Raw genomic sequence first — 18,290 nt, 5'->3', positions numbered from 1 at the left:
CAACGGTATTCTGTTTGATTTTCTCACCCTTCGGGCGAGCCGGGTGCACTCATCTGCCGCGTTATCAGAGCTTTGAGGTAAACCGCTACATCTGCAGCTCTGATGCCTTGCATATGAGCGCACCCAACTCGTGAAATATCCGGGCTAAAGCGAAGGGATAAAAAGCAGACGTTCAAAAAAATCGTTTCCGTCCTTTTTTGTAATGATTCAGCTCTTGCCACCCAATCGCCACACACCCATGCGGCAGGGCCGGTGGTTTGTGTGACGTTGAACTGGCCGGGGCAAGCCCCCGACAAAAAAAGCCGCGACGGAGCACGGCGCGCCCAGGAGGGTGTCGTGGCGCCGCAGACATCCCGTGCCTCAAACATTTTTTACCATCCCCAAAATGCCATGAACATCAAAAGGAGCCCCATGCCATTTCCCGTCAAGCTCAGCGAAATCATCGAACAACTGGAAATTCAATCCGAAGAATTTGAATCGTATCTCAACATAAAAACCGGGGAACTTGTCATGGTGAACGCCGATCACATCTGCAAGGTGGAAGACGGCGCGGACACCTCAAGCTGCCCGGATTGGGAAAAAGAGGCCCTTGAAGGCGTCCGAGCCTTTCTGGACACACAAGAGGACCACATCGCCCTGCCCACAAAATTTGAGGTCCCCGAATACGAAATCATGGAAAGGTTCTGCAGCTCTCTTACGCAGGAGAGCGTTCGAGAGGCCATGAATCAATGTATTCAGGGGAAAGGCGCCTTCAGGAGATTTCGCGACAGCCTCCTCCGCTACGGCATCGAAGACGACTGGCATCGTTATTTAGGTGACGTCCACAAAGAGATGGCCACGGCCTGGTGTGAGGACAATGGCATTGCGTACACCGCATGACTCTCCTCACAGCCATTAGCCCGGATATTTCATGAGGAAACGATCATGGAAAACAAACATTTTGATGAACTTGTCAAAAGCATGGAAGAAGGGGCGGCCATGGTCCGCGGGCAAAAAAAGCCCAGCCGTCGATTCACGTTTCCACCCTTGGAAATACACAAAATTCGGCTGAAAACCGGAAAGACCCAACTGGAATTCTCCCATATGCTTGGGGTCAGCGTAAAAACCCTTCGAAACTGGGAGCAGGGCCAGAGAACCCCCAACGGACCTGCCCAGGCTCTTCTAAAAATTGTTTCAAAGCACCCGGAACTCGTGGAAGAAGCGCTGCAGGATATTGGCAATACATCATTTTAACACCCATCCTGCAACGCATCAAAGGAACTGGCTTTGTAACTATTCAGTTTGTGCCTCCGGCGGCCCTGCCGGGGGCTAAACTTTTGCCTGATTATAGAAAGATGGGTTTAACAAACAGGTTATAAATATTATTCAGGGAGACCCTTGCAAGCGGTCGTCACAGGCTCCATGTTTCCCTTTCTTGAGCTTCTTTTTGACATCATGTATAATCAACAGCACGCCCATTTTTAATGTATTTCAACATACTTTCCTGGCGGATGGCCCTCCCTGATCGTTTCAACCACAAGCAGGTCCATCCCTCCTGGGATATCGCCTCATTTCCGGCATTCAACATGCCTGGGTATTCATCTCGTCCGTCACGGCTCAATCACGCCGTCAACCCGAAGCGTTTCACGCCCGTTCCTTATGTCTGTCCGAAATATATCGCATGGAGACTATCAACATGTGGTTTCAGCATGATGAGCCCCTCAGCATTAAAATAAAGAAAGAGATGTCTCGCTGGCAAAGGCTTCAAATCGCCTGCCGGAAGGGATGGGGAGATGCCTGGCGAGCTGTCCGGCGTCACTCCCGGTGGGAGCCCTTGTTCTTGGCGGCATCGCTTTTTCTCATGGCCGATGCAGAGGCAGGCCGCTCACTGCGTGTGGGTATTTTCCAGAACTATCCCCTGGTCTTTCAAGATGACCAGGGGACCGCACGCGGTATCTACATCGATCTTCTGGAAGAGATCGCAAAAAAAGAGAACTGGACGCTGATCTACGTGCCCGATACCTGGAACAATTGCCTGGAGAACCTTCGATCCGGTCGCATCGACCTCATGACCAGCATCACATCCACACAAGAAAGAAAGGCTTATCTGCACTTTTCCCGGGAAAATGTGCTCATGATGTGGGGGCAGGTTTATACCAGAAAAGACCTCTCTATCCAAACCATCCTGGATATGCAGGGCTTACGGGTTGCCATTCTGAAAGGCGGGATCAATGGAATCAACTTTAAAAAACTCATCGGCACTTTCAATGTCCGTTGTGACATTATTCCGTTTAACACCTACGCCGAGATTTTTCAGTCTCTCGCCTCAGGCCAGGTCGATGCGGGGGTCGTGAACAATGTCTCGGGGAAAGCCCTTGAAGAGACCTACGGGCTGACATCAAGCCCCATCCTGTTCAACCCCTTCAGCCTGCTGTTTGCTGTGCCTGCCGGAACCGACGATCACCTCTTAACGATTCTTGATAAACACCTGAAGACCTGGAAACAGGACAAGGGCTCTTTTTATTATACGACCCTTAAAGCGTGGTACGGCAAAACAGAAGCCACAAAAACCATGATGCCCCCATGGGTTTTTTATCTTCTTGGGGGCGGATGTTTTCTTGTCATGGTCCTCTTCGTCTGGATGCGACTTTTAAACCATCAGGTCAAGACACACACCCATGATCTAACGCAGACCAACACCCAGCTCAAAAAAGAGATCACCGAACGCCAGCGCGCGGAAGACAACCTGAGGGTCAGCAACAAACGCTACCTGTCTCTGTTTGAAAATTCACCGGTGCCTCTCTGGGAGGAAGACTTCAGCGAAATCCATAGACACCTGGAAAAAATCAAAAACGAAATTCATACCGATTTAAGGACCCATTTTTCAGAGTCCCCTTCCGAGCTGCTGGCATGTGCACAGAAGATAAAAATCATGAATGTGAACCAGGCGACTCTCGACCTGCATCAGGCCAATGAAAAAGAGGAACTCCTCGGGAATCTGGATAGAATCTTCACGAAAAAATCTCTGGAGGTTTTTAAAGAAGAGGTGCTCGCCTTGGCAGAAGGAAAAACCGAATATGAATCAGAAGCAGAGGTAAAAACCCTTAACGGAGACATCCTGCAGATTCTTCTGCGCCTGAAAATTGATTACGAACAGGAAAACACGGTACGGGGCCTTCTCGCGACACCCAATATCACCGAAAGAAAGCGGGGAGAGGCGGAACGGGAAAAATTAAAAAATCAACTGCTTCACGCACAGAAGATGGAATCCGTGGGACGCCTGGCAGGCGGTGTCGCCCATGACTACAACAATGCCTTAAGCGTCATCATCGGCTTTACCGAACTGGCCATGGACCATGGACCCCCTTCAGGACCTCTGCACGACCACCTCACGGAAGTGATCAAAGCGGCAAAACATGCCACGGAGATTACCCGCCAGCTGCTTGCCTTCGCGAGAAAACAGGCCATCGCCCCCATATCCATCGATTTAAATCACAGCATTGAAGGCATGCTTAAAATGCTGCGCCGACTGATCGGAGAAGACATTGAACTCCTCTGGCGACCGTCTGAACCGCTCTGGGCCCTCAAAATGGACCCCTCTCAAATCGATCAAATCCTGGCGAATCTTTGTGTGAACGCCCGTGACGCCATTAAGGACACCGGCACCATTACCCTTGAAACGGGAACCACAACCCTTGATGAACTCTATTGCCAGGCCCACGCCGGGTTTGTCCCCGGAGATTATGTTGTGCTGGTTGTCAGTGACACCGGCTGCGGTATGGAAAAAGAGGTCCTGGACAATATTTTCGACCCCTTCTTTACCACGAAAGAGGTGGATGAGGGCACCGGCTTGGGGTTGGCGACGGTTTACGGCATCGTCAAACAAAACAAGGGGCTGGTTTCTGTCTACAGCGAACCCAACAGAGGGACCACCATCAGAATTTTCCTGCGGCGGCACACCGAAACACCCGCGCCCCATCAATCTGAGGCATCGGACCATATTCCATCCGCCCACGGAGAAACGATCCTGCTGGTGGAGGATGACCTCGCCATCTTGAAACTGGCCCAAAAAACACTTGAGATCTTGGGGTATCAGGTTTTAACGGCAGCCAAGCCAAATCTCGCCCTGGAACAGGCAAAAACATACACCCATAACATCGACCTGCTGATCACCGATGTCATTATGCCCGTTATGAACGGGCACGAGCTGGCGACAAAACTGCGTCCCCTTTATCCCGCCATCTCAGTGCTGTATATGTCGGGATATACCGCCGATGTCATTGCACACCATGGCGTCCTTGACACAGGCGTACATTTTATCCAGAAACCCTTCTCCAAAATGGGCATGGCAAAAGCCATTCGATCCGCGCTGGACGAGAACAAAGACGATCCATCCTGAGCCGCCACCTCCGGCCGAGCGAACGCAGACGCAAACCCGCTTTCACGGTGTTTTCGTTACAGTGGCTTCGCCACCCTCGCCGCCGGAGTTATTCCGGTTAATGTCAACCCATGGGTCGCCAGTGAAAAACCGTCAGTTCACGCACGTGAAACGCACGTTGCCGACCGTCACTCTCCGAGCGAATGCGTCCGCATTTCAGCCTCAAGATACGCCTCCCGATGCGCATTCGCAAACCAGCTTTCAAGGTGGCACACCTTGCCGCCGGAGGCAGCTTTTTCACACCCCTCAAACAAAAAATTCCGGCTCTTTCCGCTCTGAAAAATCAACCTCCAGCTCGTGCTTGTGCCGCAGATAATGTTCATCATCGTAGTACTTCGCCTGGACGGGGCAGATTTTAACGCAGGCGCCGCACTTGATACAGATGCCAGTGACTCTGGAGACATCCTCCACATCTATGGAACCCATGGGACAGACCGATGCGCACAGCTTGCAGTCGGTGCAATCGCTGTTTGTTTTCGGGGACACTTTCCGGATATCGACGGGCACCCCGTCTTTGTTTTTCGGCCTGTAATAAGGCATGTATGGCTTATTTCCCCTGACCGTGACAGGGGCCGTCGGTGCGTCCCCGGTCAGCTTGGTCGCGATCTTATCGGCAAACGTCCGGACGAGGGCCATGTCGCTTTCATCGGGCCTGTTTTGGCCGAGGGTCCTGGAAAAGGAGTGTTCGCCCACAAAGGCCCCGCCGGCGACCACCTGAAACCCGGCGGCGATGAGAAGATCCTTCAACTCAATCAAGGCGTCGTCGTAGTGCCTGTTTCCGAAGAGCACCACGGGCACGGCCCAGGCCCCTTGCCCTTTAAGCGTGTTGATATACGTCAGCAGGACATTGGGGACCCGCCCTGCATAGACCGGCACCCCGAAGACGACCAGGTCGTTCTCTGAAAACGAGACCGCTGTCTTTCGCCCCTCCGGCAAGGTAAAATCAATGTGATGGACGGCTTTGTCATCCGTTGCCGTCCCGGCCAATGCTGATGCCAGCCCACACACCACGTTTTCCGTTGTTCCGGTGGCGCTGAAGTACATGGCATGAATTTTTCGACTCATCGTCCCCCCGTTTTTCTTTCACTTTACAATAAAATGCAACCCGCCCGCCGTGTCCAGCATCCAGGGGGGTTGCCCCCAAGCGGCTTCACCACCCCTGAACCCCAGATTGATTTCGTATGGCCTTCCGGGACAGCGGCAGGGTGCGCCTGTGCACCGTGTTGGAATGTCCGAGGCCACCTCCAGCCTTCGTGTCGCCAAAAGGACGCTTTTGTTGCAGCATCCAAAAACCGAGAGGACCTTATTCTCGGCGTTCTTCATACTTACACGACCCATCGACGACTATTAACCACTACCACCCTCATAGAAAAAACAAAAGCGCCTCAGGCAGTCTGCCGGAGGCGCTTTATGGTCTGCACAAGCCTAAAAAATGGTATGAAACGCCAAAAAAAGACGGTTCTCCTTACTCTGAGAGTCTCGGGGCAAGATCAACGGGCTCAGGCACGGCCCCAAACAGACCACGCTGAGCTATCTCTCTCTGGCTGGCTTGATCACTTCATATCGAGCCGAAATAATATTCTGAAATTCTTCTGAAATAGCATACCAGTCAAGAATTTCCACGCGAAAGGGGAGGCTGGAGTCTTCAAAAGCTTCTTGAAGCCGAAAGAGCCTTCGTGATCCCAGCCTCTCGGAGCCCACAACCACTAGGTCCAGATCCGACCACGGCTTGGTGGTTCCTTTAACGCGAGAGCCGTAAGCACGGACATCACATTCTGGAACATGAGACAAAAGGATACTCAAAATCTCTGACCGATGCTTTTCCTGAAGATCAATCATTTCTGGCCTCAAGGGCGGCAAGCAGCCTGACAGCCTCTTTGGAAAACCGGGATGCCGCCTCAAACACATCGTCAGCGACAGACACATCATAGGTATGCGAGGTCATATTACGGGATCGGTGAAAATCCATCCAGAGATCCACATCATCAATCAGCCGATTTTCAGCGCCATATCTGAAGAGTTCCCGGCGAGTCACCCCATCCACATACGTCGACCCGATATTCTCCTCCAGCCACCGCTTGAGGCTCTTCCAGCAAAGCTTATAGGTAAAGCCAAAGTTCTGAATGACGCCCGCCCGAAGGCCGTAGCGCGTCACCTCATCCAACGAACCCATCAACTCGGGATCCAGGGTCCGGGCCACCAAAGCTTCCAGCGACATGATCGCTTTTTTCAAGCTGCTTAATTCGAGGGACACAAGGGGACTCCCGTCTTGAGGTAAAAAGATAATTTTCTGTCATGATTTACGGAACATCTCACTCATGCTCCGGCCACAGGCGCCGAGATCCGCTGGATATCATGGTTCATCTTTTGGTCACTATTCAACGCATGAAAAGCAACCCCCAGAGGCCCTTCCTTATCGCCTTCTGCCTTCTGCCTTCTGCCTTCTGCCTTTCGCCTTTCGCCTTCTGCCTTCTGCCTTCTGCCTTTCGCCTTCTGCCTTTCGCCTTTCGCCTTCTGCCTTTCGCCTTCTGCCTCCTGCCTATCCCCTATTGCCTTTTGCCCATAGCCTATTGCCTGTCTTATTCTTCCTCCCCATCCACCCTCTCCTGCCACTCCACCACGTACTTTTTCACGGTGCGGCGATCGAGGTTTGTCCGTCTGGCCACCTCTTCGAATTTCCCATATTTCTGGTAGAGCATGTGGCAGTAGGCGGTGACGAGTTCATGGGCGGAGAGTTCGCCTCGGGCCAGGTCGCCAAAGCCTTCGGGGATCTGGCCGGTATGGCGGGTGGTCTGGACCTCATCGCCGTAATAGCTGCGGTTAAGAAAAACCCGTCGGACGCACTGTTCGAGTTCCCGGACGTTGCCGGGCCAGGGATACCCTTTGGGGAGATCGGTTTCGATGACATCCAGGACCATGTCGGTGAGTTTATCGGAGCGTTTCCCCACCAGGCGGGCCACAAGCAGTTCAACCAGGGCCACCAGCTCCCGTTTGTCCTCTTCAATGCGCTGGCGCAAGGGGGGAACGGTGATGACATCGGAGCAGAGGCGGTAATAGAAATCATCCCGGAATTTGCCTTCGGTGCGCAGCTGCTCCACGGGCTTGTTGGTGGCGGCAATGACCCGGCCTTTAAACCGGACCTCATTGTGGCTCCCCACAGGGGAGAAGACGCGCTCCTGAAGCACCTGCAGGAGTTTAATCTGCACCTGGGTCGAGACCTCTCCGATTTCATCCAGGAAGATAGCCCCCCAGGGGCTGCACCGGGAAAAAACCCCCTGATAGTCGTCGATGGCGCCGGTAAAAGAGCCTTTGCGGTGGCCGAAGAGCTCACTTTCAATGAGGGCCTCGGGGAACCGGGAGAGGTTAATGGAGAGAAAAGAGCGGGTGAAACTCTCCTTAAAACACCCTCGTTTCCGGTCGTAGGGGGTATAGGCGGAGCGGCCGATGGCGGCGGCAGCCGATCCCTTTCCCGTGCCGGTCTCCCCCAGAATGAGGGTAGAAAAATCCTCCATGCGATTCCAGAGAATGTCGCTGTAAAGCTCCATGTCATGGGTAAAGACGTTGTTCCAGAGTCGGTAGCGCAAGGCGATCATAGAGGCGCTGGGGCCCACGAGGGAGAAGTGAATAAAATGATAGGCACGACGGAGCTGGTAGCACCCCTCCACCGTGCGGATCGCCTCTTCCCGTTCCAGGCCCGCTGTCTCCAGTCCGCTGATGGCTTCTTTTAAAAAGCTGGCCCGGATCTGGTGCTCTCCGGCACGGGACTGGGCCTTGATCAGGCGATCAAATTCTTTTCGATAGCGATAAAAAAAGACGAAGGTGATCACCCCGGAGACGAGCTTGTGATCCTCTCCTTTATACAGACGCAGCTCTAAGCGGCCCTCTTTTTCCATGCGGACCGCCTCCGCCTCCACCCGCTTCACCGCCGCCTCTACAGCCCGTGACGGAGAGGTGGACTCCGGCACGCCAGCAATTTTTCGGTCCAGATCGATCCGTTCTCCCCCAAAGGGATTCACCCGGGACGCCCGGCCCACCAGGGTATAAAATTCACGTTCCTCGGGGGTAAGTTCTCCCTCTCGCGTACTTCGTTTGAGCATCACTGGTATTTTCCTTTCCCCATTTGTTCCTTTCATGCACACCGAGTGCACGGGGTGTCGACTTTTTACCATATCACCCTCTCAAGGTACCCGGCAAGCATACACACCAATGCCCGGCAAAACGAGAGCTTACGCCAATAAATAATCTATGGCACGGGTTTTGCATTCATTCTGGACTCGAAATTTATGAATGCTATTCATTTTTTTCTGCATCCGGGCAAACATGAAATGCCCACGCCATGCGCTCGATGAAGAGTTCAATACTTACAGCATGTTAACATGATGACTTCGCAAAAGCAGGCCGAAGCCCTGTTGGAACAGCATCACCCTGCACGACACGATCACAGGACGGGGTGAGTGTGACGGCCACATTTTACGAAGCCATCTTTGATGCAGAAGATGACATAACCCTGAAGCCAACACGACAAAATGTCCTTTGGTTCAGGAGATACTCAGGAGTCTTTGAATGATCAAACGAGTCTTAGGATCCAGACTGCCGGCACTGGCTTACAACCCCACAGGCGCTTTCGACATCGGCTACTTTCGCGCGCTCTCCCGGGCCGGCGTACTCCCTGTGTTCGACACCGAAATGATGGACGAAAAAACCGCCATTGAAGGCGTAAAAACCCTCTCAAAAGAAGGGTTCCCCTTTGGCGTCAGGCTCCGCACCTCCATGGGCGGGCTGATTCACCTCCTCGAAACCAGCCACATCCCCACCCTCGACCTGGTGGTGGTGGCCGCTGCGGCCTCCGAGCATTTTGCGGCGATCTCCAAAAAGCGCCTTGCCTGCAAGATCGTGGTAGAAGCGGTCAACCTGGGCACCTCCTTTCCCCTGGCCGACGGCATCCCGGATGCCGTGGTGGTCCGCGGCGCAGAAGCTGGCGGATGCATCTCCCGCTACACCTCTTTTATCCTGCTTCAGTGGTACCTGGAAAAGAGCGATTTTCCGGTTTTTGTCCACGGGGGTGTCGGTTTCCACACCGCCGCAGGTCTTTTCGGCGCAGGCGCCTCAGGCGTCGTCTTAGATTCCCAGCTCTACCTCACCGATGAAGCCCCGGTGGCTCAGGCCTTCCGCGAGCAGCTCAAAAAAGTGGAAGAGTTCGACTCCATCTCCATCGGCCGCACCCTGCCCTTTCGTTTCCGCTTCTTCTGCAAGCTCGCCACCAAGGTGGTCAAAGAGCTCGGCGAGATGGAAGCCGCCCTGCTGGGCCAGGCCGACGAGGCCGAGGTCCTGCGCCGCGAGATCAAAAAACGCTTCACCCCCATCAACACCGAAGGGGCCAATCCGGTCCAGAGCCTCTTTTTCCTGGGCCAGGATGGGGTCTTCGCCAAGCGTTTTGTCTCCAAAAGCACCGACGTGGTCTCGGTCATCGACCGTTTCTTCACCCGCATAGGGGAACTGACGGCCCTGGTGGACGCCCACGATCCGCTCCAAGAGAACTCCCCCCTCGCCCAGGAGCTCGGCACCCGCTATCCCATCATGCAGGGCCCCATGGCCAATATCAGCGACAACGCCGATTTTGCAGAGACCGTGTTCCGCGAAGGCGGACTCCCCTACTTTGCCATGGGCAGCCTCCCTGCCGATCTGGCGGAGAAGATCATCGATGAGGGCTCCCGCACGGTCCCTCGTTTCGGTGCAGGTCTTATCGGCATCGAGGCCTTAAACCACTCCGTGGCAGGGCACATCGAGACCGTAAAAAAATACAAGGTCCCCTTTGCCCTCTTTGCCGGTGGCATCCCCGCCCAGGCCATTGAGCTGGAAGCGGCAGGCACAAAAACCTTTCTGCACACCCCGGCTTCCGGGATGCTCAAAAACGCCATCGCCTCCGGCTGCAAGCGGTTCATCTTCGAGGGCACCGAAGCGGGCGGCCACGTGGGACGCTTAAGCAGCCTCGTTCTCTGGGAGATGGGCATCACCCACCTGCTGGAGCAGGACGACGCCAAACTGGCCGATCAGACCGCCATTTTTGCGGGCGGTCTCTCCACGAAGACCGGTTCCTGGTTTGTCTCTGCCATGACGGCGGTCCTGGCCAGCAAAGGGGTCAAAGTAGGGATCCAGCTTGGCACCCCCTACCTCTTTACCGACGAGATCGTGACCACCGGCGCCCTGAAGAAGAAATATCAGGACGTGGTCAGAGAAGAGGTCGCCACCCTGCGCATCGGCACCACCGTGGGCCTTGCCTGCCGCACCATCAAGACCCCCTTCTCCATGGAGATGGTGGTCAACGAACACCAGCGCATCCTGAAAAAAGTGCCCTTAGGCGATCGAAAACGGGCCTTTGAAAAGGACAACATCGGTTCTCTGCTCATCGCCGCCAAAGGCTTCTCTCCCGATTTTGAGAAACTCAAAAAGGGAGAGCCCCTCTCTCTCATCCGGTACACAGACACCGAAGCCTATAATCAAGGCAACTACTCCGTGGGCAACAGCCTGGCCTTTTTCTCGGAGACCACCTCGGTGAAAAAGGTCCATGACGACCAGATCCAAAGCAAAGACGGCCTCATCGCCAATTTGAACGAGCTGGAGGTGATGACCTCCAAGACCGGAATGATGAACGACGAGATCGCCATCATCGGCATGGGCTGTGTCTACCCGGACGCCCTTAACACCGACGCCTTCTGGAAGAGCATCGAAGCCAAGCACTACTCCATCAAAGAGGTGGACCCCGCGCGGGTGGACCTCTCGCCTTTCTACAGCGAAAACCGCAAGGCGATGGACAGCACCTACTCCAAGATAGCCGCCACCGTGGACGACTTCGCCTTTGACCCCACGGCCTACGGCCAGGACCCCGAAACAGGGCACCAGATCTCCCGAAGCCAGCAGATGGCCCTGGTCGCCACCTTCGAGGCCCTTGAAAAGGCCGGTTACCCCCAGGGCAAAGGGCTTCCCCTGGCCAGTACCGCGGTGATCATGGGCAGCTGCCTCGGCAACGAAACCAGCCACCACCTGAACCTGAAGTACTACTACCCCGAGCTCCGCTGGCACCTGGAACAGAGCGAGGCCTTTAAAGCCCTCTCCGAAGATGAAAAGGCAAAAGTCCTGACCCACCTCAAGGATCGCATGGCCGGCGACTACCACAACGAATCTCCGGACTGCGCCACCTTGAACATCGAAGCCTCCCGCGTGGCCGCCGCCATCGGCGCCCGGGGCGCCAACTACGTGGTGGACGCCGCCTGTGCCACCAGCTTCGCCGCCCTGGACTCCGGTATTAAAGAGCTCCTCTCCGGCAGCCACGACGTGGTGATCTCAGGGGGACTTAACACCAGCATCAACCCCGAAACCTTCATCGGATTTGCCAAGATGGGCGCTCTCTCCGCCAAAGGATCCTACCCCTTTGACGCACGCTCCGACGGCTTTGTCCTGGGAGAAGGGGCCGGCGTGGTGGTGCTGAAACGTGCCAAGGACGCCCTGCGTGACGGGGACACCATCCTGGGGATCGTCAAAGGGGTGGGGTCAAGCTCCGACGGCAAGGGCAAGGCCATCGCCGCCCCCAACCCCGACGGTCAGGAGTACGCCCTTCACCGATGCTTCGAGCAGACCCGGGGTCTGACCTTTGATGACATCGACTTTATCGAAGCCCACGGCACCTCCACCATCCTGGGCGACATCACCGAGATCAAAACCCTGAAACGGGTCTACGATCAAGGGCGACCCAAGGGTGTCAGCTCCGTCAAGTCCCAGATCGGTCACCTCCTGGGCGGTGCCGGAGCCGCAGGGCTCATCAAGGTGCTGCTGGCCATGAAACACGCCATCCTGCCGCCCAACGGGCAGTTTGAAAAGGCATCCCCCAAGCATGAGCTGGAAAACTCCAAGCTCTACATCATCAAAGACGCCAAGCCCTGGGTGACAGAAAATGGCAAACCCAAGCGTGCGGCCGTTTCCGCTTACGGGTTCGGGGGGATCAACTACCACGCGGTGGTCGAAGAGCTCACCGCCTCCTACAAAGCCCCCGCGCGAACGATCTTTCCCGACACCACCTGGGACTTCAACGACGACCGCATCGTCATCAGCGGCATGGGCACCGTTCTTCCCGGCGGCCTCTCCACGGACGCCTTCTGGGAGACCCTGGTGGATGGCAAAAAGATGCTCAGCGAGATGCCGGAAGATCGCCTTCACCTCGACTACTTCGTCAATGAAGAGGCCGATTTCAGTCTGCCCCGCGTCAAGGCCGGGGTGATCCCCAACTACAGCTTCAATAATTTAAAGTACCGCATCCCGCCCAAGACGGCGAAGTCCATCGACAGGGCCCAGTTCTTTGCCCTGGATGCCGCCACCCAGGCCATCGATGAAGCCTGCGGCGGAAATCGTGATAAGATGTTCGGAAAAGGCAATAAGACCGCCGTCATCATGGGCAGCATCAGCGGTGAGAAGCACGTGGAGAACATCGTGCGAACCCGCGCCCCCATGGTCGCACGCTTTATTGCCGAAACCCCCGGCGTGGATCCGATCAAATCAGCCAAGGCGGGTGAGGCCCTCCTTGCAAGCATCCGTGAACGATTCATGGAGAACAATGAGGACACCACCCCGGGCCTTCTCACCAACATCATCACCGGCCGCATCGCCAACTTCTTTGGGGCCAACGGCGCCAACTTTGTGGTGGACGCCGCCTGTGCCTCCTCCGGCATTGCCGCCGACCTCTCCGTCAAGGGCCTTCGCGCCGGAGACTACGACATGGTGGTCGCCGGTGGTGTAGACGCAAGCTTCTACCCCGCCATCATGATGGTCTTCAAACGTCTGGGGGTCTTGACCGACGCCGAGACCTTCATCTGTGACAAGCGGGCCAAGGGGATCCACCTGGGCGAAGGGGCCGCGGCCCTGGTGCTCACCACCTATAAAAAAGCCAAAGAGCTCGACATGCCCGTCTTTGCCGAGCTGTCGGAGATCGGGTTCCGTTCCAACCCCGCACGGAACCTCTACGCGCCTTCCGAGGCCCTGTTCCGCGAGGTAACGGAGCGTCGCTACGACCGCACCGACGTGATCAAAGAGGACGTGGCCCACGTGGACCTCTTCGGCTTCTCTTCGCTCATGCTCGACCAGGTGGAGCTGCAGGCCACCTCCCGAAGCTTTCACCACAAGATGCGCCTCGGCAACATCAAGCCGGAGTTCGGCTACTACAAGGGCGCCAACCCAGCCATCGCCATGGTGAAGCTGGGCCTCATGGCCAAGCACGGCAAATTGCTGCCCCACCACAGCCACTCTTCCGAGAACTCCATCGTGGCGGATCGATTCAACCTGGTCCCCGGCCTGGATCTCGCCGACGCCCCGGCAGGACACCGCCTGAGCCTCGGCGTCAACCTCTTCGGGTTCGGTGCCAACCATGGCCACGCCGTGATCAGCACCCTGCCCCTCTGGATGACCGACACCACCGCCTCCTTCAACGAAGAAGCGGCGATCGACGTCACCGCCGCGTCCATGCCCCACGGCGAGGTGCATGCAGGAGAGACCTGCGCCCTCCTCTGCGGCCAGGGATCCCAGTACCCGAAGATGATGCAGCCCATCTACGAGAGCAACGCTTATGTGAAGGCCCTCTTCGATCAGGCCAACGCCCTCTTCCGCAAGGAACGGGGAGCCTCACTTCTCGAGGTCATGTTCGCCGATGAGGACCCAAGGATTCACTCCACCGACTTCACCCAGCCGGCGGTCTTTCTGGCCACGGCGGCGGTGTTTGACCTGCTCAAAGAAGCCGGGTTCACCCCCGACTACCATATCGGACACAGCGTGGGCGAATACTCCGCCCTCTACACCAGCGGCATCCTCTCCTTTGACGATGCCTTCCGGCTGGTGATGAAGCGCTCCGAGCTGATGAAAAAGGCCGACCTGAACACCCCCGGCCGAATTCTCGTGCTCTTCAAAAACGCCGAAGAGGCAGCCGAACTCATCCATGAGTCCGGCATCGGTGACATTTACGTCACCAACAAGAACAGCAACAAGCAGACCGCCGTCTCCGGTCTCGAAGGGGCCATCGACCGTTTCTGCACCTTCCTGACCCAAAAGGGCGCCATGTTCCGCAAGCTGCCTTTGACCGGGGCCTTCCACACCCCCATCCTCAAAAGCGCCGCCGACGAATTGGCCCGTTTCATCGAAGGCATCGCTTTCAACCGACAGGGGTTCTCCAAGGTGATCTCAAACGTCACCGGCCTGCCCTACCCGGACGACGAGGCCGCGGTAAAACGCCTGCTTATCAACCAGATTATCTCTCCGGTGGAGTTCATAAAATCCGTTACGACGGTCCACGATGCCGGGGTTCACACCTTCTTTGAGGTGGGAACCGGCAAAATCCTCACCGGACTTTTAAAATACATTCTGCCCGAAGGCTTCACCGCCCACCTCTCCGTGGACAAAGGAAAGGGCGAGACGAGCTCCCTTACGGCACTTATCGAGACCATCAGACCTACTATGACTGAGACTGCAAACAACGACGCGCCCTCCGCGCATGCTCCCGAGGTGACCGTGGCTCAGACCCCGACCCCCGCGGCCGTGCCCGTACCTTTTAAAACATCAGAGGCCCAGGAGGCCTTTGCCGACGATCACGACGACTTCAACGCCTTCCTGAAAGACAACTCGGACAGCTTGAAATCCCTCATCGAAAAAGAGTACCTCAAATCACGCCGCGAGAAGCGCCTGCATGAGATCGAGACCTTCGGGTTCTATACCGGCCCCGTCTCCATCGCCGGCGTCTCCATCGGCCTGCCCGGCTCCTCCGGCAAGGTCTTTGACGAAGACAACTTCGACAAGATCATCGCCGGCCACAACTGCATTGAGGCCCTGTCCGACGAAGAGCGCGGGTTCATGCTCGATAAAAACATCGTGCGCATCCACAAATCGCCCAACGGCAACGCCCGCATGATGGCCATCACCTCCCCCGAAGAGGTGATTCAGCTGGCCGGTAAGCTGGGGTACTTCCACCACAGCGACTTCGGCATCAAGTACAACTACGACATCAGCATCAACTTAGGGATCGCCGCTGGCATCAACGCCCTGCGCGACGCAGGGGTCCCCCTGGTGCGCAACTGGACCACCGGCCCCAGCGGCAAGCCCATCACCAACGGCTTTGCCCTGCCCAAAGAGATGCAGGAGACCACCGGCGTCATCATGACCTCCCTCTTTCAAGGCTGGGAGACCCTGCTCACCGAGGTGGAAAACTACTGCCGGGACAAGTTCTCCGTAAAACCCTTCAAAGAGATGGAGCAGATCTACTACTATCTCATGGAGACGGTGAAGGACAACGAGCTCAAAGGCCGCCTCACCGACTGGTTCTTTGGTCTTAAAAAGGACCAGCCCGAGACCCCCTACCAGTTCAACCGCGAGCTGATCATCAACGCCATCTCCCTGGGCTCCGCCCACTTTGCCCAGATGATCAAGGCCAAAGGGCCCAACCTTCTGCTCTCCGGTGCCTGCGCCTCCACCACCCAGGCCTGCGCCACAGCCGAGGACTGGATCCGCGCCGGACGCTGCGAGCGTGTCATCGTCATCGGCGGCGAATCGGCCACCAGCAAAGCCCAGGTGCCCTGGATCGCCTCCAGCTTCCTCTCCATGGGAGCTGCCAGCGTCAAAAAGACCGTCGCTGAAGCGGCCAAGCCCTTTGACACCAACCGAAACGGAACCATTCTCGGTGCCGGTGCCGTCTCTCTCATCGTGGAACGCAAAGACACCCTGACCGAAAGGGGCCTCTGCGGCCAGGCCGAGATCCTGGGCTCCTACCTCGGCAACAGCGCCTTCCACTCGACCCGTATCGATCAGGACCACCTGGCACGGGAGCTGAGCAAGTTTGTCCAACGCGTGGAAAAACGCCACGGCCTTGAGAGAGAACGCTACGCGGACAAAACCCTCTTCATGTCCCACGAGACTTACACCCCGGCCCGCGGCGGCAGCGCCGACGCCGAGATCAAGGCCCTTCGAAGCGCCTTTGGCGAGGATGCCCCCAAGGTGACCATCGCCAACACCAAAGGCTTCACCGGCCACACCCTGGGTGCGGCCATCGAAGACGCTGTGATGGTCAAGGCCCTGGCCAAAAACCAGGCACCCCCCATCGCCAACCTCACGGATCTGGCCGAAGAGTTTTCCGACCTCACCTTCTCCCGCGGGGAAAAAAGGGAGCTGAACTACGGCATCCACTTTGCCGCCGGTTTCGGGTCTCACTTCGCCTTCCTTTTTATTAAGCACTCCGAGGAGAGAAGCCGCGAAAACAACGCCGACTACTTCAACTGGCTCAAGCGCATCTCCGGTGAGGAGTACCCCATCCTGGAAGTCGTGGACCACACCTTAAGGGTTCAGTCCGACACCCAGCCCAAGGGCCGTAAAACCATCGAAGCCCCGAGCCACACCAGTGCCCAGGCAGCGCCTGAGAAAAAGCCCACCCCTGAGCCGGCCGCACAGACGGCCGCCCAGGTCAGCGAACCTGCCCCTGCTGCGGCCACCGGATCTGCCGTGGCTGCGGTTCAAACGATCATCGCCGAAGAGACCGGATACACCGTGGACATGCTCGAAGCCGACCTCGATCTTGAGGCCGACCTCGGCATCGACACCGTGAAACAGGTGGAAGTCTTTGGCAAGGTCTCTGCGCACTTCGGACTCGACGTCCCCGAGGATCTTCAGCTCAGAGACTTGAACACCATCGCCAAGCTCGCCGGGTACATTGCCGCCCAGAGCGGAGGCGCTGCCCCTGCAGCAAGTGCGGCACCGGCTGCGGGTGCCACCCCGTCAGCCATCGCCACCGTTCAGGAGATCATTGCTGAGGAGACCGGCTACACCGTGGACATGCTCGAAGCCGATCTGGACTTAGAGGCCGACCTCGGCATCGACACCGTGAAACAGGTGGAGGTCTTCGGAAAAGTCTCCGCGCACTTCGGGCTCGACGTTCCAGAAGATCTTCAGTTAAGAGATTTGAACACCATCGCCAAGCTCGCCGGATACATTGCCGCCCAGAGCGAAGGCGCTGCCCCGGCAGCAAGCGCGGCACCGGCTGCTGACGCCGCCCCGTCAGCGATCGCCACCGTCCAGGAGATCATCGCTGAGGAGACCGGCTACACCGTGGACATGCTCGAAGCCGATCTGGACCTCGAGGCCGACCTCGGCATCGACACCGTGAAACAGGTGGAAGTCTTCGGTAAGGTCTCCGCGCACTTCGGACTCGACGTCCCCGAAGACCTTCAGCTGAGAGATTTAAACACCATCGCCAAGCTCGCCGGGTACATTGCCGCCCAGAGCGGGGGCGCAGCGCCTACGGCAAGCGAGGCACCGGCTGCCGACCCCGCCCCTTCAGCCATCGCCACCGTCCAGGAGATCATCGCCGAAGAGACCGGCTACACCGTGGACATGCTCGAAGCCGATCTGGACTTAGAGGCCGACCTCGGCATCGACACCGTGAAACAGGTGGAAGTCTTCGGTAAGGTCTCCGCGCACTTCGGACTCGACGTTCCCGAAGATCTTCAGCTGAGAGATTTAAACACCATCGCCAAGCTCGCGGGTTACATTGCCGCCCAGGGCGAAGGCGCAGCCCCCGCCGCAAGCGAGACACCGGCTGCTGACGCGGCCCCTTCAGCCATCGCCACCGTCCAGGAGATCATCGCCGAAGAGACCGGCTACACCGTGGACATGCTCGACGAAAACCTCGACCTGGAGGCCGACCTCGGCATCGACACCGTCAAGCAGGTGGAAGTCTTCGGAAAAGTCTCCGCGCACTTCGGACTCGACGTTCCCGGAGCTCTCCAGCTGAGAGATTTACACACTTTCGACAAGCTCGCGGGTTACATTGCCGCCCAGGGCGAAGGCGCAGCCC

The 18,290-nt window shown here is 56.9% G+C and carries 8 protein-coding genes; 4 read left to right on the top strand and 4 right to left on the bottom strand.

Features of this window, described 5'->3' with window-relative positions; genetic code table 11:
• The first annotated feature begins 411 nt into the window (after positions 1-411).
• The 3 genes from Q1Q75_RS20435 to Q1Q75_RS20425 all read left to right on the top strand — a co-directional run bounded on the left by Q1Q75_RS20435 (position 412) and on the right by Q1Q75_RS20425 (position 4,378).
• A complete protein-coding gene (locus tag Q1Q75_RS20435) occupies positions 412-879 on the top strand; it encodes a UPF0158 family protein (protein ID WP_300674611.1) in 468 nt (155 codons plus the stop codon).
• Between the two features lie 45 nt (positions 880-924).
• Entirely contained in the window at positions 925-1,233 is a 309-nt protein-coding gene (locus Q1Q75_RS20430; protein WP_300674608.1) for a type II toxin-antitoxin system MqsA family antitoxin, read from the top strand.
• Positions 1,234-1,675: 442 nt separating this feature from the next.
• Complete coding sequence (locus tag Q1Q75_RS20425) at positions 1,676-4,378, top strand: transporter substrate-binding domain-containing protein (protein WP_300674606.1); 2,703 nt, start codon at positions 1,676-1,678, stop codon at positions 4,376-4,378.
• A 285-nt stretch (positions 4,379-4,663) separates the two neighbouring features.
• On the opposite strand, the gene Q1Q75_RS20420 is transcribed toward Q1Q75_RS20425, so the two are convergent.
• The 4 genes from Q1Q75_RS20420 to Q1Q75_RS20405 form a co-directional block, all read right to left on the bottom strand.
• The gene (locus Q1Q75_RS20420; RefSeq protein WP_300674603.1) at positions 4,664-5,482 is read right to left on the bottom strand and encodes an EFR1 family ferrodoxin; all 819 of its coding nucleotides are present in this window, start codon (positions 5,480-5,482) and stop codon (positions 4,664-4,666) included.
• Positions 5,483-5,947: 465 nt separating this feature from the next.
• Positions 5,948-6,256, bottom strand: a complete 309-nt coding sequence (locus Q1Q75_RS20415) for a nucleotidyltransferase family protein (RefSeq protein ID WP_300674600.1) — start codon at positions 6,254-6,256, stop codon at positions 5,948-5,950.
• Positions 6,249-6,671: a nucleotidyltransferase substrate binding protein gene (locus Q1Q75_RS20410; RefSeq protein WP_300674597.1), complete on the bottom strand. Its 423-nt coding sequence runs from the start codon at positions 6,669-6,671 to the stop codon at positions 6,249-6,251. Before Q1Q75_RS20410 ends, Q1Q75_RS20415 begins: the two co-directional genes overlap by 8 nt.
• Before the next feature lie 325 nt (positions 6,672-6,996).
• The gene (locus Q1Q75_RS20405) at positions 6,997-8,514 is read right to left on the bottom strand and encodes a sigma 54-interacting transcriptional regulator (RefSeq protein WP_300674594.1); all 1,518 of its coding nucleotides are present in this window, start codon (positions 8,512-8,514) and stop codon (positions 6,997-6,999) included.
• A gap of 466 nt (positions 8,515-8,980) precedes the next feature.
• On the opposite strand from Q1Q75_RS20405, the gene Q1Q75_RS20400 reads away from it, so the two are divergent.
• Positions 8,981-18,290: type I polyketide synthase (locus tag Q1Q75_RS20400; protein WP_300674591.1), on the top strand; the 9,310-nt coding region annotated here is incomplete at its 3' end.

This window comes from Desulfoluna sp. (genome assembly GCF_030145185.1).
GTDB lineage: Bacteria > Desulfobacterota > Desulfobacteria > Desulfobacterales > Desulfolunaceae > Desulfoluna.
Note: the sequence above shows the minus strand (reverse complement) of the source record. Positions and strands in the feature narration are given on the sequence as shown.

Coding starts and splice junctions, on each gene's coding strand:
- Q1Q75_RS20405 (WP_300674594.1), bottom strand. CDS start 8,514: ATGCTCAAACGAAGTACGCGAGAGGGAGAACTTACCCCCGAGGAACGT.
- Q1Q75_RS20435 (WP_300674611.1), top strand. CDS start 412: ATGCCATTTCCCGTCAAGCTCAGCGAAATCATCGAACAACTGGAAATT.
- Q1Q75_RS20420 (WP_300674603.1), bottom strand. CDS start 5,482: ATGAGTCGAAAAATTCATGCCATGTACTTCAGCGCCACCGGAACAACG.
- Q1Q75_RS20430 (WP_300674608.1), top strand. CDS start 925: ATGGAAAACAAACATTTTGATGAACTTGTCAAAAGCATGGAAGAAGGG.
- Q1Q75_RS20415 (WP_300674600.1), bottom strand. CDS start 6,256: ATGATTGATCTTCAGGAAAAGCATCGGTCAGAGATTTTGAGTATCCTT.
- Q1Q75_RS20425 (WP_300674606.1), top strand. CDS start 1,676: ATGTGGTTTCAGCATGATGAGCCCCTCAGCATTAAAATAAAGAAAGAG.